The organism is Flavobacterium sp. (assembly GCF_030146175.1).
Lineage (GTDB): Bacteria > Bacteroidota > Bacteroidia > Flavobacteriales > Flavobacteriaceae > Flavobacterium.
The window spans coordinates 1-15,174 of record NZ_JASLCE010000006.1 but is presented as its reverse complement, the minus strand read 5'-3'; the positions used below and the strand labels follow the sequence as shown (position 1 = coordinate 15,174).

Sequence of the window (15,174 nt, the reverse complement as noted above, 5' to 3'; positions counted from 1 at the left end):
CGTATGATAAATATCATTTTTTTTTGAAGCCCTATAATTTAATTTTGTTTGTTGAAAATTCAGTTTTAGGTTATGGCAATTTCACTAGTTCAAAAATATAATGTTCCCGGACCGCGCTATACAAGCTATCCAACGGTTCCGTATTGGGACGATTCGCAGTTTTCTGTTGCGGCATGGCGCGATACGTATATCCGTTCGTTCCGGGAGAGCAATACTTCCGAAGGCATTAGTCTTTATATTCATCTACCGTTTTGCGAAAGTCTGTGTACTTTTTGCGGATGTCACAAACGGATTACCAAACGTCATGATGTTGAAGACACCTATATTCAGGCCGTTTTAAAGGAATGGGCATTGTATTGCGATACCTTTCCGGAAACACCGAATATCCGGGAAATCCATTTGGGCGGTGGTACACCTACCTTTTTTTCTCCAGAAAACCTTGAACTTTTGATCAATGGAATTTTGAGTCGTGCCAACCGTATGGATAACTACGAATTCAGCTTTGAAGGACATCCCAACAATACAACCCGGGCACATCTTGTAAAGCTTTATGAACTGGGATTTCGCCGGGTAAGTTTTGGTGTTCAGGATTACAGTCCTGCCGTTCAGAAAGCGATCCATCGCGAACAATCGTTCCATAATGTGGCCAAAGTAACTTTTTGGGCCAAAGAAATCGGCTATACTTCTATTTCACACGATCTGGTATTTGGTTTGCCATTTCAAAAACTGGAAGATGTGATCGACACGATCGAAAAAACAAAATCACTGGCACCTCATCGACTGGCGTTTTATAGTTATGCTCATGTACCGTGGATTAAAGGAAACGGGCAACGCGGTTTTAAAGATGAAGATGTACCGAAAGATCAGAAAAAAAGACAACTTTATGAGGTCGGGAAAATGATGCTGGAAAAAAACGGTTTTTATGAAATCGGTATGGATCATTTTGCGATTGAAGACGATACTATGTATGATGCGTTTCAAAACGGAAAACTGCATCGCAATTTTATGGGGTATACTTCTTCCAAAACACAGTTGATGATTGGATTAGGCGTATCGTCCATTAGTGATAGCTGGTATGCTTTTGCTCAAAATGAGAAAACACTGGAAGACTATTATGCCCGTCTGGAAAAAAACGAACTGGCTGTTTTTAAAGGTCATATTCTAACTCATGAAGATTTGATCATTCGTCGTCATATTTTAAATCTGATGTGCCGGTTTCAGACCAAATGGGACAATGAAGAACAATTTCCGGAACAAGAGCGTATCATCGCCTCTTTACAGGAAATAGAAAAAGACGGATTATTAAAAATCACCGATGACGGTATTACCGTTACCGAAAAAGGGAAACCGTTTGTTCGCAATATATGTATGGCTTTTGATTTGCGTTTAAAACGAAAAGCACCCGAAACGCAATTATTTTCCATGACCATTTAAAAACGTTATAGTATTCGTCGCTAAAATAAAGTCTCTAAAGCCGGTATTTCCGGCTTTTGTCTTTCCATTACTCCAAATTTTTAAAAGTTTGGATTCGATATAACTTTCATTCAATCAAAATACGGTTAGAAATAGTACTTTTATACAGTAATGCACTCCGATCTAAATTTCAATTATTATGGATTCGCTATTAAATAGAATTACTAACTGTACAATATGCCAGGCATCATTACCGTATCCACCCAAGCCCATCCTTTCATTTTCCGACACCTCCCGGATTTTAATTATCGGACAGGCCCCCGGAAGAAAGGCGCATGATAGCGGAATTCCATGGAATGATGCTAGTGGAGAAGAATTAAGACGTTGGTTAGCTGTAGCACCGGCAGAATTTTATGATCCGTCATTATTTGGTATCGTTCCAATGGGCTTTTGTTTTCCGGGTACGGGCAAATCGGGCGATTTACCACCAAGACCGGAATGTGCTCCAACCTGGCATCCGCAGCTTCTTACGGCACTTACGGATATAAAACTTATTTTGTTGATCGGATCATATGCTCAGTCGTACTATCTTAAGGAGCGCTCCTATCGAACGCTGACAGAGAATGTGTCGCATTATCGCGATTTTTTACCGGATTATTTTCCTTTAGTTCATCCTTCACCGCGCAACCGGATCTGGCAAAAAAAGAATCCCTGGTTTGAAGAAGAGGTTATCCCGGAATTGCGAAAACAAGTCCGAAAAGCTTTGGTTTCTTAGCCGCAATGCGCTTCACCTCTAACAAAAAGACTCATATTACTTGGAGAAACATACGGAATTCCAAGTCCAAGTCCTCTTAATATAAATAGCATACCGATACATACGGCTACATAAGGAATAATTTTACCTATTTTGTTCCGTATTGGCTGACTTATCCAATTGGATGCATATACAACCGTACTCATCATTGGGACTGTTCCCAATCCGTAAAGTAGCATGTATACTACTCCGAGTGATTCGCTTTGCATGGCAATGGCACCGAACAAAGCAGCATATACCAATCCACAAGGCAGCAATCCGTTTAATAATCCTATTGTAAAAAGTGCTTTATAACTTTTCTTTTTAAACTGATTTCCTAAACTACTTTTGATTTTGGAAAGCATGCGATAAACCGGTTTTGAAAAATTATAGCGCGCGAGGATTTTCTCCGGAACGAGAACGACTATAATCATAAGTATTCCGGCTGTGATAGACATTTGTTGTTGTAGTCCGGCCAGATAAAGACCTTTTCCTACAATTCCGAAAACTAATCCCAATGCCGCATAGGCCGTTAAGCGACCACTATGGTACAACAATATCTGAATGACTTTTTTTGCGGGATTGTGTTGGTCTACCGGTAACATCATGGCAATAGGACCACACATACCGATGCAGTGCAAACTACTTACCAAACCGAATATAAATGCAGAAAGCAACATACCATTCCGGATTAATTTAGTTTGTAGCCAGAAGACAACCAAAAAACTATTAAAAAACCTCCTGACTACAAACCAAAAATTACAAATTGACTACTAACTTGTTTAAATAGGCTTTTCCTTCGTATTCCCAATCGATAGCAATGTCCCAGCGACCGTCCACCAAATTTGTTTTAGGTATGAGCAAATTTGAAGCAGACAACGAAATCGGAACTTCGAAGTCCAGTTTCTGGTTGGACGGTCTGTAAAGGGACACTTTTCCTTTGATTTTGTCTTTATTGAAACTTGCCGGAAAAGCAATCATAATACCTTCTGGTGTTGCGGAGACTGTCACTTTTTCGGTTAAGTCGGCCGCATTTTGTTCTTTATCGAGCTGTTGTTGAAAGCTCATTTCTTTTTTATAATATTCTTCTGTAACCATTTCGTGATCATAATTTTTATCAGACTGTACTTTAAATACGAAGTACATGATAAAAGTGATAAACAATCCGAAAGCGATTACGATGCTGGTTCCCCAATTTACTTTCATGGTGCGTTTTTTTTAAGGGTTTATAAACGATTCTTTAGTTAAAACTCCGCGGACCTAAAAAATTGGTCGTTGTAGTTTCAATCAATACGTCTCCGTCATAGACTTCAATCGTTATTTTGGTTTTATCTCCTTTTAGAAAAGCCGGATGGATCTCGATAAACAATGTTCCCTGAGCCATTCCTTCTTTTTTAATCTGGAACTGTGGTTTTCCCACTACTATAATTTTTCCTTTAGGATCTACTAATTTAAAGTGAACCTTATTAAAATCTTTTACGGTTTTATTGACGATTTTATAGGTAAACACATTGCTAATGTTTTCCCCTTTTCGTTCGTACAATTGTCCCGGTAATCGCAATACGGTGGCTTCTACTTCGTTTCTCAGGAATAACATTCCAATAAAAACACCGGTTAATATTATCAGAACGGATACATAACCTTTCATTCGCGCCGTAAAGACGAATTTTTCTTTTTTTACAATTTCATCTTCGGATGCATAGCGAATCAATCCTTTTTGCAGGTTGACACTTTCCATGATGTGATCACATTCGTCAATACAAGCGGTACAATTGATACATTCCAATTGCGTTCCGTTTCGGATATCGATTCCTGTTGGACATACGTTTACACATTGTCGGCAATCGATACAATCGCCTTTTCCGACTTGGGATCGGTCTTCATTTTTACGGAATTTGGCTCTTCCGTTTTCACCTTCTCCTCTCACATGATCGTAGGCCACAACAATTGACTTATTATCCAATAACACGCCCTGTAAACGCCCGTAAGGACAAGCAATGATACAAACCTGTTCCCGGAATGATACAAAAACAAAATAGAACACTGCTGTAAAAATCAGCAAGGCAATCAATGTATTTGTATTGTGAAACGGCCCTTCTTTTACCATTTCGAGTACGTGGTCACTTCCAACCAGATAGGCCAGAAATACATTGGCAATTAAAAACGATATGATAAAGAACACGATCCATTTGGTAACTCTTTTTCGTATTTTTTCGGCATTCCACTCTTGTTTGGCCAGACGCATTTGTGCCCCTCTGTCGCCATCGATCCAGAATTCGATTCGTCGGAAAACCATTTCCATAAAAATGGTCTGCGGACAAATCCATCCACAAAAAATACGTCCGAAGGCAACGGTAAACAAGGTTACGAATACAACGCCAACGATCATGGAAATCACCACCAGGTGGAAATCCTGTGGCCAGAATGGAAATCCAAAAAAATTAAACTTCCGATCCAACACATTAAATAACAGAAACTGATTTCCGTTAATTTTAATAAAAGGGGCCGAAAACAAGAAGGCTAACAGAAAATAGCTGACCAGCTTTCTTTTTTCGTAGAATTTTCCTTTTGGAATTTTAGGGAAAACCCAAGCTCTTTTACCTTCTTTATCGATAGTTCCGATACTATCTCTAAAACTTTCATCGGGTAAACTAGACATGATATTTTTGATTTGACCTCAGGGTTATGAACCCTGAGGTGTTGTTTTATTTTAGGGTTACAGCAGCCGTTTGAAGACTGTCAGCCGGTTTGGCAGCGTCGGTAGCCGGAGCACTGTCGTCTTTCCAAACATCACCTTCCGGTGCTTTCCCATCTTTTGGATTGGAACCTTGCAGACTCAACACATAACTGGCCACTTTCTGAATATCGGATGGTTTGATAATCGCTTTCCACGATACCATTCCTTTTCCGTCACGTCCACCTTCCATAATGGTATTGAACACATTTTTGATTCCACCACCAAGGATCCAGTGATCGTCGGTTAAATTCGGTCCGATACCACCACCTCCATCATTTCGGTGACAAGCGATACAATTGGTTTCAAAGATTGCTTTACCCGCAGCCAGTGAAGTAGCATCTGTAAGTTGTGTTACTTTTTCCTTATCCATTAAATCCGGTGCCGTTTTTTTGTATTCTTCCACCGCTATTTTGGCTTCAGCCATTTCTTTTTCAAATTCCGCAGTCTGATCGTCATAGCCCAGGATATGGAATTTTACCAGATAAATAAAGGCGAAAGCGATACAGGCATAGAACAGGTACACCCACCATGGCGGCAATACGTTGTCCAACTCTTTGATACCGTCGTAATCGTGATCCATCATCAACTCGCCTTCTTCTTCCATTTTACGGGAACGCGTCAGTTTTTGCATCAGATTTTTGACAAACGGTGTTTCAGCCAACGGAAGATTTTCTTCGATTTCTTTTTGTTTGCGTTGTTCTTCCGTTAACAAAGCATCTAGAATATTATTGGTCGCTTTTAAGACAATTTCCATTGCTATCAATACAAAAAGGAACAATAACAAGATTAGCGATACTATAGGATACTTGATAAAAGCGGGTCTGTCGCCGGAGTCGATAAAGAATTCCATGGCCATAAAAAAGATGGCAAATAAAACCGGAATTCGAACATATACTGGAAAATACTTTTTCATATTTCTTACAATTATTGATTGTTGGCCATATCCTGATCTTCAAAAGGGATATTACTCATTTCGGTGATTTTCTCTTTTTTATAAGTAAATACCCAAACGTACAGCCCTATAAAAAACAGGAAGAAGATAAGTAGTGAAATGATCGGATAGATTTCAATTCCTGAAATCGTCTCCATATTGTGTTTGATGAATTTTAGCATGACAAATTATTTTTGGTTTTCTGCTACATCTTTAACTTTAATATCTGTTCCCAGACGCTGTAAGTAGGCAATTAAGGCTACAATTTCCCGGTCGTGCATAGGTATAAAAGCTTCGCCTCTGGCCGCAGCATTCTTTTTACTTTCCTCATAGCTTTTTACAAAATCCGGATCGGCATGTAAATTCTTTTCTATTTTTTGCGACTGTTCTTTAATACTTTGCTGCGCATTGGTAATTTCCTGATCGGTATATGGAACACCCAGTTTTACCATGACTCTCATTTTATCTTCCGTTTTGGAATAGTCCATCGGTTTGTTGTCGAACAGCCATTTATAACCTGGCATGATGGATCCTGATGAGGTACTTTGTGGGTCCCACATATGGTTAAAGTGCCAGTTGTCAGAATATTTTCCTCCTACCCGCATCAAATCGGGACCGGTTCGTTTGGATCCCCATAAGAACGGGTGATCGTAAACATACTCTCCGGATTTGGAGTATTCGCCGTAACGTTCCACTTCCGAACGGAATGGTCGAACCATTTGAGAGTGACAGCCCACACAACCCTCACGGATATACAGGTCACGTCCTTCCAGTTCCAGTGGTGTATAGGGTTTTACACTTGTAATCGTCGGGATATTCGATTTTACCACCAATGTTGGGATGATTTGAACAATACCACCGATTAGAATCGCAATGGTTGCCAAAACCGTTAACTGGATTGGTTTTCTTTCCAACCATCCGTGGAATTTTTCACCTTTTAATCGGCTGCTAGAAATTCTTTGTAATTCCGGTGCTTCCGCTAATTCGTCTTCAATTTTCTGACCTACTTTAATGGTCATAATAATATTGTATACCAGTACCAGTAAACCAATCACGAACAGGGTTCCCCCAACGGCTCTCATCGCATACATTGGCATGATTTCTTTTACCGTTTCCAGGAAGTTACCGTAAACCAGTGAACCGTCCGGGTTGAATTGTTTCCACATTTGCGCCTGAACAAACCCGGCTACATATAGTGGTAAAGCGTATAAGATAATCCCTAGTGTTCCAATCCAGAAGTGGAAATTGGCCAGTTTGGTCGAATACAATTGTGTTTTGGTCATACGCGGGATTAGCCAGTAAATCATACCGAAGGTCATAAAACCGTTCCAGGCTAAAGCTCCAACGTGTACGTGTGCCACGATCCAATCGGTAAAGTGTGCAATGGCATTTACATTTTTAAGGGATAACATTGGCCCTTCGAATGTTGCCATACCGTATCCGGTGATCGCTACGACGAAGAATTTTAAAACCGGTTCGGTTCGTACTTTATCCCAAACTCCTCTTAGTGTTAGTAATCCGTTGATCATACCTCCCCATGAAGGAGCAATTAGCATTACAGAGAAAACAACACCCAGATTTTGTGCCCAATCCGGTAAAGCCGTGTACAACAAGTGGTGTGGACCAGCCCAGATATATAGGAAAATTAAAGACCAAAAGTGGATGATAGACAAGCGGTAGGAATATACCGGACGATTTGCTGCTTTTGGAACGAAATAGTACATCAGTCCCAGGAATGGTGTGGTTAGGAAAAATGCCACCGCATTATGTCCGTACCACCATTGCACCAGTGCATCCTGAACTCCGGCATAAACCGAGTAACTTTTCATGGCGCTCACCGGTAATGCGAGACTATTAAAGATATGCAGCACTGCAACGGTCACAAATGTTGCCAGATAAAACCAGATTGCGACATATAAATGGCGCTCCCTTCTTCGCAAAATGGTCATTATCATATTAATACCAAATACTACCCAAATAATTGCAATGGCAATATCTATGGGCCATTCCAGCTCTGCATATTCTTTAGATGTTGTATATCCTAATGGTAATGATATGGCAGCGGCAACGATAATTAACTGCCAACCCCAGAAATTGATGTTACTCAGTACATCGCTGTACATTCTGGTTTTTAATAATCGCTGTAAAGAATAGTAGACCCCGGCAAAGATGGCATTACCTACAAAGGCGAAAATAACGGCATTTGTATGTAACGGTCTTAAACGTCCGTAACTCAACCAAGAGATTCCATCGGTTAAATTCGGAAACAGGTACATCGTAGCAATAAGGAGCCCGACGAGCATTCCCACAACCCCAAAAACGATTGAGGCATACAGGAATTTCTTTACAATTTTGTTGTCGTAATAAAATTGTTGCACTTCCATAATTAGTTCTGTTTTTCTATTTTTGTTTCTGATTTTTGCTTGTTATCTTTTTGTAACTCATCGTCGAAAAGCATTCGTACAGATGGTGTGTAATCGTCGTCAAACTGTCCGCTTCTGACTGCCTTAATAAAGACATACAGAAATACTGCAGCGACTACTATACTGATGGAGATTAAAATGTAAATGACACTCATACCTTAAAATTGTGTTAAACAAAATTACTTTAGCTGCTCTTTAAAAAACATGATATTTATCATGTAATCTTATATATTTAAATATTTTAAAACACTGTTTTTCAATACTTTAAAAATATTTTTCATTTTTAACTTTTGTTTTTCCGGGCATATAAATTACTCATCACCGTTACAAAGCTTACAATCGTAATGGTACTAAGCGGCATGATGATCGCGGCAACCAACGGCGAAAGGTTTCCGGTAACCGCAAAACTCAGTCCTACAACATTATACAACAGTGACAGTCCAAAACTCATCATAATGGTTTTCATAGCGTTATGCGAAAACTTCAGGAAGTAACCGATTTTCGAAAACTGACTGGCATCGAGTATACCGTCGCAAGCCGGTGAAAAGACATTTACATTTTCGGAAATTGAGATTCCTACATTACTCTGCGCCAACGCTCCGGCGTCGTTTAATCCGTCACCAATCATCATTACATTGGATCCTTTTTCCTGTAATTCCTTTATATAAGCGAGTTTCTCTTCGGGTTTCTGATTAAAAACCAAGGTTGTACCAGTCGGTAATAATTGCGTCAGGTTTTCCCGTTCGCCTTCATTATCCCCGGAAAGAACGGTAAGACTATAGTTACGACTTAACTTTTCAAACAATTTTTCCAGCCCTTCCCGGTATTGGTTATCAAAGGTGAATTTTCCCTTATAATCACCATCAATACTAACATGGACATTGGTTTGTTTTGATTTTTCCGTTTTTGTCAATCCTACAAATGTTGCCGAACCCAAACGGATTTCACTATTGGCAACGATAGCCCGTATCCCTTTTCCGGTGATCTCTTCAAACTCCCGGATTTCCAATAGTTCCATAACCGGTAGAAAATCATATAGTCTTCTGCTCAACGGATGATTGGATGCCCGAAGTACGTTTTTTAGTTTGCCGATTTCTTTTTCCTGTAATGGTGTGCCTTCATAGGCAATTGCCGATTTTTTATTGGACGTAATCGTTCCGGTTTTATCAAATACAATGGTATCGACCTTTGCCATTTGTTCGATTACTGTAGCGTTTTTCAGATAGAGTTTCCGATTCCCCATAATCCGCAATACATTTCCCAGTGTAAAAGGAGCCGTAAGTGCCAGCGCACAAGGACAGGCTACAATCAATATGGCAGTGAAAACATTAAAAGCAGTGTTTGTATCTATAAAAATCCAATAACCAAACGAGATAAACGCCAGTAATAGCAATGCCGGAGTAAAATAACGGCTTACGGTATCGGTAATCGTTTTATATTTAAAATTCGTTTTTTTCTGAAAAACTTCGTTACTCCACAATTGTGTCAGGTAACTTTGTGAAACGGAATGTAGCACTTCCATTTCGATCACTTTTCCGATTTGTTTCCCGCCGGCAAAAATTTTATCGCCCGATTTTTTGGCAATCGGCACTTCTTCGCCGGTTACAAAACTATAGTCGATATAGGCGTTTTCGGAGATTAGTATACCGTCAACCGGGATAAGTTCCTGGTTCCGGATTAGCAAGCGATCTCCTTTTTCGACCTCATATACCTGTGTTGCTTCTTCTTTTCCATCGCGATTAATTTTGGTAACGGCTATTGGAAAATAGGATTTATAATCGCGTTCAAACGACAGGAAACTATAGGTTTTTTGTTGAAATAATTTTCCGAGTAGCATAAAAAAGATCAGACCACACATACTGTCAAAAAAGCCCTGACCATAATCGAACACGATATCGACCGTACTTCTGACAAACATGACAATGATTCCCAATGCGATTGGAATATCGATGCTAAGCATACGCGATTGAATACTTTTCCAGGCCGATACATAGTATCCCCATCCGGAATAGAAAAATGCGGGAAGTGAGAGTGCGAAGATCAGCCAACGGAAGAAATCTTTATACTGATCAATCCAATATTCGCCAACTTCAAAATATTCAGGAAAAGACAGGAGCATTATATTTCCAAAACAAAAAAACGCTACCCCTATTTTGTAAATTAAACTCCTGTCGACGGTTTTCCTGATACCTTCATAATTTTCAAGACTTATATACGGTTCGTACCCAATAGCATTTAAAAGGAGTACGATTGTCTTCAGATCGGTAATCTGCGGATCATAGGTAATCCGCACTTTTTTTTGCGAAAAATTTACCTGTGACTGGCTAATCCCTTTTTGTAATTTTTGCAGATTTTCCAATATCCAGATACAGGAACTGCAATGTATATGTGGAATATAAAGCGATACAATATGTATCGTTTCCTCTTCAAACTCCAACAATCTGGAAATGATTTCCCGATTATCGAGAAAATCGTATTTTCCGTGAACTTCCTGTGGCGTCGCACCCGGCGCTTTTTCGAAATCGTAATAACTTGTCAGGTCGTTTTGGCTGAAAATTTCATATACCGTTTTACAACCCAGACAACAGAAAGATTTATCCTCAAAAAGGATTTCTTCTGTTTTTACAATATCGTTACCACAATGGAAACAATTTTGCGTATTCATAATTTGCTCTTTTACCTATGACAAAGGTTGGAATTCGCATACAGATAAAATATGATATTTGTCATACTTTTGCTATATTTGTATGAAACGCTAAGGATAGTTATATGGGGAAATGTGAACAATGCATCGTTAGGGAATTTAGCTCACTTAAGGCCTTGAATAAGGAGGAGTTACTGAAAATAGCCAGTTGTAAAACTTCGTATACCATAAAAAAAGGAGAACCTCTTTTTGAAGAAGGAGAAGTTACCAATGGCATTTATTGTGTCAAAGACGGCGTTTGTAAATTATCCAAACTCAGTCAGAACGGTAAGGATCATATTGTAAAACTGGTCAAACCGGGTGAACTTTTGGGCCAACGTTCGATGATTAGCGACGAACCCGCCAACTTAAGTGCAATTGCACTTGAGGATATGCAGGTTTGTTTTATTCCAAAAAGTGAAATTCTGGCCTTTTTTAACAATAACAATCAGTTTTCGATGAACGTGATGCGTACGATTTGCAGCGATTTAAAAGAAGCTGATGATCATATGGTTTCGATGGCTCAGAAAAGTGTAAAGGAGCGCTTGGCCGAGACTTTATTGTATCTGCACGATACCTTTGGTGTGAATGCCGATGGCACTTTAAAAATTCAGCTTTCCCGTGAAGAACTGAGTAGTATTATCGGAACGGCAACCGAAAGTTGTATCCGTTTACTATCCGACTTTAATAAAAACGGGTTAATAACCTTAACCGGGAAAAAGATTAGTTTAAAAGACAAAAATCAACTGCGTAAAATGGCAGAATAAATAAAAAAACCGGTTGTACAACCGGTTTTTTTATTACAATATCGCTACTTGTTTTTTAGCAGCTTCAAATTCTTCTATTACATTCACAACGATTTCCGAAACCGGCTTAATATCATGGATTAATCCTGCAATTTGTCCGATTTCCAGTTCTCCATCTTCCAGATCGCCTTCGAACATACCTCGTTTGGCTCTTGCACGCCCCAATAAGGCTTTTAACTCGTCCGGTGTAGGACATTTGGTATATAAAGTCTGAACTTCTTCGTAGAATTTATTTTTAATCAGTCGAACGGGAGCCAGCTCTTTTAGCGTTAACTGTGTATCCCCTTCTTTTACATTTAGTATAGTTTGCTTAAAATTGTCATGCGACGAACTTTCTTCGGAAGCGGCAAAACGGGATCCCATTTGCACGCCGTCGGCTCCTAAAACCATAGCCGCCAACATTCCTCTTCCGGTAGCAATTCCTCCGGCAGCAATTAATGGAATATTGATTTGTTCCTTCACCATCGGAATCAGTGTTAAAGTAGTGGTTTCTTCACGACCGTTATGTCCGCCGGCTTCAAAACCTTCGGCAACAATTGCATCCACTCCGGCTTCCTGTGCCTTTAAAGCAAATTTGGAGCTACTCACAACATGCACTACGGTAATGCCGTGTTCTTTTAAAAATGCCGTCCAGGTTTTGGGATTGCCTGCAGAGGTAAAAACAATTTTTACACCTTCTTCAACAATAATATTCATTATTTCCTCGATATTGGGATATAACATCGGGACATTGACACCAAAAGGTTTATCGGTTGCTTTTTTACATTTCTGAATGTGTTCGCGCAATACGTCCGGGTACATCGATCCGGCACCAATTAGTCCAAGACCGCCGGCATTACTCACTGCACTGGCTAATTTATATCCGCTGTTCCAGATCATTCCTCCCTGAATAATGGGATACTGAATATTAAAAAGTTGCGTTATTCTGTTCATTATATAGTAACATTAATTTTATTGGCTCTCTAAAATGTAATGACCGCTGTAAAATAGAAGTCTTTTTCAAAGATAAGCGATCGGGGTTAGTCTAGCACTATAAAAGTAACATTACAATCAAAAAACAGTATTCCGATCTGAGTCAACAGATGCCAATAAAACTACTTTTTAATTATCTTACCGGAAAAAACAGTATCACCGGTGATAATTGTATACAGGTAAATACCGGATTTTAGTTTTTTCGTGGATATTTCAACTTCCTGAAGTCCCGTTAACTGTTCGTCCATAACTTCTTTTCCCATAGTATCATATAAGCGGAACCGCGCTTCACCGTAATCTGATCCGGTGATTGTAAGTTTACCACTCGTTGGATTCGGATAAAGCACAGGTCTTTTTATTGTAAAGTTATTCGTTTTCAACATTCCTTGTTCGAGTGCTAATTGAAAATTCGGGATACCATGCCCGTAAAAATTATCCGGATCATTATGCCGATCTGCAGATTCTTTGATCAACTGTAATATTTCGGCATTCGTTTTATTGGGTAATGCCTGCCACAAACAGGCTACCATTCCAGCTATTAGTGATGAGGCATACATCGTACTGCTTTTAAATTCATAAGTACCTTCACCGCTTATTACACTAGCAGCAGATCCCATTGCCATAACATCCGGTTTTATTCTTCCATCAGAGGTTGGTCCCACAGAACTGAAAGATGCCCATTCTCTTATCTGATTAATAGCACCAACTGTTAGTACATTAGCGACATCGGCTGGAGCAGTAATATATCTCCACGGTTTATTTCCTAAATTTCCAGCGGGACTCACCACTATCATTCCTCTGCTAAAAGCAATATTCGCTCCTCTCGAAATAAAAGTAGTCTCACCATTCATATCCTGATACGTATAATCATAATTCGGATTATTAAATCTATAAAATCCAAGAGGGAAATTTAAAATATCGACACCCAAACTATCTGCCATTTCAGCGGCTTCTACCCATAAGCTTTCTTCTAAAGGTGATTTCCCATTTTCCCCATAACTCACAAACAAATAATACGAAGCATCCGGAGCAGTTCCTTTATAATTATTATTTCCTACATAGGCCGCCATAGTAGACAACGTCTTTGTTCCAAAATCCGTCCCCGTATAAACATTATCATCACGAGTTACAAAATTATATCCACCCTTAATTTGGTTGTTATTTCGAATTCTTTCAAATGGTAGAATTGTATTTACTCCCTTAAATCCAGAATTGATAAGTGCAATGATTTTCCCATTGCCGGTATACCCTTCCTGATGTAATAAATGTCCGTTTAACACTTCTATTTGACTATCAGTAAATACCTCTAATAAGGAACCGGAAGCTAAATTTGATATTTCATCAACTTTTGCTTCCGGCCTCTTTTTCTCATTTTTATTTGCCACTATTCCAGTATTCACATTTAAAGTTTTATTGGCAAAATCAATTCGATTTACAAACGGTAAAACTGTCAATTCTCTTATGGCTTGTTCCTCGCCTCTAACATGCAAGGCATTCATCCATTTGGATTTTGCCATTATCTGTATTCCTGCATTAGCACTGATCTGGTCTATATAAGCTTGATGAACTGGCGCATCCATATCATCAAGTTCAATATTCTGTGAAGCTCTTCGATCCAATGCCCGTTGCGTTAGTATGGACAATGGATTATTCAAAAAAAACGCAGCATCAGGTTTATTGTTCAAATAAACCCAGGCATCTTCCTGAGCAAATAAAAACGTTTGAACAAATACCACTAAAAAAGTAAAAATTATTTTCATATTTTATACGTTTAAAAATAACTCTACCATATTAGTATATAATAATTAATCCATTTTACATTTACTATGGACAATTTACTCGTTTAAATGGTCAATTATGATCTCCGCTATTTTTATAAGCTTACTTGATTATTTTCTAATGATCTTACCCGAAAAAGTGGCTTCGCCAGCAACAATAGTATAAAAATAGACTCCCGCTTTAAGGTTTTCGAGAGACACTGTTGTTTCCTGCCTACCATTGAGTGACTTTCGAATTACCTCTTGTCCCAAACTGTTATAAAACACTACAGTTGCTTCGTTTTGCTGCGCAGCCGAAATGGTCAAGTTGGCAGTTGCAGGGTTAGGATATATACTAAATCCATTTAATGTAAAAGAATCGGTTGCCAATGTAAGGTTTATGGCCGAATAAAAATCAGGAATTCCATGCCCGTAAAAATTATCTGGATTATTATGCCGGTCTGCAGATTTTTTTATATGCTGTATAATGTTGTCATTGGATCTGTTAGGCAAAGCCTGCCACAGGCAAGCCACAAGTCCGCTTAAAATTGGTGCCGAAAAGGATGTTCCATCTTCAAAATCAAGTTCTCCCTCTTCAGTAGCGACTACCACTCCCGAACCCATCGCCATTACATCCGGTTTTATTCTTCCGTCTGCTG

General features: G+C 39.2%; 14 protein-coding genes. 3 read left to right on the top strand and 11 right to left on the bottom strand.

Features of this window, described 5'->3' with window-relative positions:
* Window positions 1-72: 72 nt before the first annotated feature.
* Together hemN and Q1R07_RS00425 are read left to right on the top strand one after the other, a co-directional pair.
* Window positions 73-1,434, top strand: a complete 1,362-nt coding sequence (gene hemN / locus Q1R07_RS00430; protein WP_300484864.1) for an oxygen-independent coproporphyrinogen III oxidase — start codon at window positions 73-75, stop codon at window positions 1,432-1,434.
* 178 nt (window positions 1,435-1,612) lie between these two features.
* Entirely contained in the window at window positions 1,613-2,188 is a 576-nt protein-coding gene (locus tag Q1R07_RS00425) for a uracil-DNA glycosylase family protein (protein WP_300484862.1), read from the top strand.
* Here the strand turns inward: Q1R07_RS00425 and Q1R07_RS00420 are convergent.
* The 8 genes from Q1R07_RS00420 to Q1R07_RS00385 form a co-directional block, all read right to left on the bottom strand.
* Window positions 2,185-2,886, bottom strand: coding sequence for a sulfite exporter TauE/SafE family protein (locus Q1R07_RS00420; RefSeq protein ID WP_300484860.1), 702 nt, complete (start codon window positions 2,884-2,886; stop codon window positions 2,185-2,187). The genes Q1R07_RS00425 and Q1R07_RS00420 overlap by 4 nt on opposite strands.
* A gap of 79 nt (window positions 2,887-2,965) precedes the next feature.
* A complete protein-coding gene (locus Q1R07_RS00415; RefSeq protein ID WP_300484859.1) occupies window positions 2,966-3,412 on the bottom strand; it encodes a FixH family protein in 447 nt (148 codons plus the stop codon).
* 34 nt (window positions 3,413-3,446) lie between these two features.
* Entirely contained in the window at window positions 3,447-4,865 is a 1,419-nt protein-coding gene (ccoG, locus tag Q1R07_RS00410; protein WP_300484857.1) for a cytochrome c oxidase accessory protein CcoG, read from the bottom strand.
* A gap of 46 nt (window positions 4,866-4,911) precedes the next feature.
* Window positions 4,912-5,856 (bottom strand): cbb3-type cytochrome c oxidase N-terminal domain-containing protein, encoded by a 945-nt coding sequence (locus Q1R07_RS00405; RefSeq protein WP_300484855.1) that lies wholly within the window; start codon window positions 5,854-5,856, stop codon window positions 4,912-4,914.
* A gap of 11 nt (window positions 5,857-5,867) precedes the next feature.
* Window positions 5,868-6,056 (bottom strand): CcoQ/FixQ family Cbb3-type cytochrome c oxidase assembly chaperone, encoded by a 189-nt coding sequence (locus tag Q1R07_RS00400; RefSeq protein ID WP_136401240.1) that lies wholly within the window; start codon window positions 6,054-6,056, stop codon window positions 5,868-5,870.
* Between the two features lie 6 nt (window positions 6,057-6,062).
* Window positions 6,063-8,258, bottom strand: a complete 2,196-nt coding sequence (gene ccoN, locus Q1R07_RS00395) for a cytochrome-c oxidase, cbb3-type subunit I (RefSeq protein ID WP_300484852.1) — start codon at window positions 8,256-8,258, stop codon at window positions 6,063-6,065.
* Window positions 8,259-8,260: 2 nt separating this feature from the next.
* Window positions 8,261-8,452 (bottom strand): cbb3-type cytochrome oxidase assembly protein CcoS, encoded by a 192-nt coding sequence (gene ccoS, locus Q1R07_RS00390; protein WP_300484850.1) that lies wholly within the window; start codon window positions 8,450-8,452, stop codon window positions 8,261-8,263.
* Between the two features lie 128 nt (window positions 8,453-8,580).
* A complete protein-coding gene (locus Q1R07_RS00385; RefSeq protein WP_300484847.1) occupies window positions 8,581-10,962 on the bottom strand; it encodes a heavy metal translocating P-type ATPase metal-binding domain-containing protein in 2,382 nt (793 codons plus the stop codon).
* Between the two features lie 104 nt (window positions 10,963-11,066).
* Here Q1R07_RS00385 and Q1R07_RS00380 point away from each other — a divergent pair, with 104 nt between their 5' ends.
* Window positions 11,067-11,747, top strand: coding sequence for a Crp/Fnr family transcriptional regulator (locus Q1R07_RS00380; protein WP_300484845.1), 681 nt, complete (start codon window positions 11,067-11,069; stop codon window positions 11,745-11,747).
* Window positions 11,748-11,780: 33 nt separating this feature from the next.
* Here Q1R07_RS00380 and Q1R07_RS00375 read toward each other — a convergent pair whose 3' ends face one another.
* The 3 genes from Q1R07_RS00375 to Q1R07_RS00365 all read right to left on the bottom strand — a co-directional run.
* On the bottom strand, window positions 11,781-12,719 hold the full coding sequence (locus tag Q1R07_RS00375; RefSeq protein ID WP_300484843.1) for a nitronate monooxygenase: 939 nt from the start codon (window positions 12,717-12,719) through the stop codon (window positions 11,781-11,783).
* A 161-nt stretch (window positions 12,720-12,880) separates the two neighbouring features.
* The gene (locus tag Q1R07_RS00370; protein ID WP_300484840.1) at window positions 12,881-14,518 is read right to left on the bottom strand and encodes a S8 family serine peptidase; all 1,638 of its coding nucleotides are present in this window, start codon (window positions 14,516-14,518) and stop codon (window positions 12,881-12,883) included.
* Between the two features lie 129 nt (window positions 14,519-14,647).
* The coding region (locus Q1R07_RS00365; RefSeq protein WP_300484838.1) for a S8/S53 family peptidase at window positions 14,648-15,174 on the bottom strand (527 nt) is incomplete at its 5' end.

Bases quoted from the DNA above. Each gene is read 5' to 3' on its own strand.
- hemN (WP_300484864.1), top strand. From the start codon at position 73: ATGGCAATTTCACTAGTTCAAAAATATAATGTTCCCGGACCGCGCTAT.
- Q1R07_RS00425 (WP_300484862.1), top strand. From the start codon at position 1,613: ATGGATTCGCTATTAAATAGAATTACTAACTGTACAATATGCCAGGCA.
- Q1R07_RS00420 (WP_300484860.1), bottom strand. From the start codon at position 2,886: ATGTTGCTTTCTGCATTTATATTCGGTTTGGTAAGTAGTTTGCACTGC.
- Q1R07_RS00415 (WP_300484859.1), bottom strand. From the start codon at position 3,412: ATGAAAGTAAATTGGGGAACCAGCATCGTAATCGCTTTCGGATTGTTT.
- ccoG (WP_300484857.1), bottom strand. From the start codon at position 4,865: ATGTCTAGTTTACCCGATGAAAGTTTTAGAGATAGTATCGGAACTATC.
- Q1R07_RS00405 (WP_300484855.1), bottom strand. From the start codon at position 5,856: ATGAAAAAGTATTTTCCAGTATATGTTCGAATTCCGGTTTTATTTGCC.
- Q1R07_RS00400 (WP_136401240.1), bottom strand. From the start codon at position 6,056: ATGCTAAAATTCATCAAACACAATATGGAGACGATTTCAGGAATTGAA.
- ccoN (WP_300484852.1), bottom strand. From the start codon at position 8,258: ATGGAAGTGCAACAATTTTATTACGACAACAAAATTGTAAAGAAATTC.
- ccoS (WP_300484850.1), bottom strand. From the start codon at position 8,452: ATGAGTGTCATTTACATTTTAATCTCCATCAGTATAGTAGTCGCTGCA.
- Q1R07_RS00385 (WP_300484847.1), bottom strand. From the start codon at position 10,962: ATGAATACGCAAAATTGTTTCCATTGTGGTAACGATATTGTAAAAACA.
- Q1R07_RS00380 (WP_300484845.1), top strand. From the start codon at position 11,067: ATGGGGAAATGTGAACAATGCATCGTTAGGGAATTTAGCTCACTTAAG.
- Q1R07_RS00375 (WP_300484843.1), bottom strand. From the start codon at position 12,719: ATGAACAGAATAACGCAACTTTTTAATATTCAGTATCCCATTATTCAG.
- Q1R07_RS00370 (WP_300484840.1), bottom strand. From the start codon at position 14,518: ATGAAAATAATTTTTACTTTTTTAGTGGTATTTGTTCAAACGTTTTTA.